This window comes from Pseudomonas sp. SMN5 (genome assembly GCF_052041925.1).
Taxonomy (GTDB): domain Bacteria; phylum Pseudomonadota; class Gammaproteobacteria; order Pseudomonadales; family Pseudomonadaceae; genus Aquipseudomonas.
In genome coordinates this window covers 1-448 of the sequence record NZ_JBKGGX010000076.1, presented here as the reverse complement: position 1 = coordinate 448, position 448 = coordinate 1, and the positions used below count along the sequence as shown (strand labels likewise).

The 448-nt window shown below is 62.9% G+C and carries 1 pseudogene; it reads left to right on the top strand.

Annotation, left to right across the window (positions count from 1 at the left end):
- A pseudogene (locus ACLEJR_RS27045) lies at positions 1-448 on the top strand (RHS repeat-associated core domain-containing protein); the annotation flags it as partial.

The following is a 448-nucleotide window of genomic DNA, read 5'->3' as shown; positions in this document are numbered from 1 at the left end:
ATTTGCCTATGACGGCTTTGGTCGGCTGCAAGCGTTGGTCAATGAGAATGGCGAAAGTTATCGGTTTGCCTGGGATGCCGGGGATCGACTGGTCGAGCAACAGGACCTGGATGGCAGTGCCAAGCGCTACAGCTATGACATGCTCGATAACGTCTCGGCCGTGACGGCCCTCCCAGCACCCTATGGCAACGGCCTCGCCGTGGTGCCCGAGCAACCGCCCGCCCCCATCGTCCACCGACTGGAACGCGACGCCGCAGGACGGTTGATCGCCAAGATCACCGACGATGGCCGTACCGACTACACCTACGACCCGCTGGACCAGCTCACCGCCGTCACCTTCACCGACCTGCAAGGCAACGTGCAGAGCCTGAGCTTCGCCTACGACGCCACCGGCCAGTTGCTGGAAGAACACAGCGCCGCCGGCCGCCTGCAACACCACTACGACGAA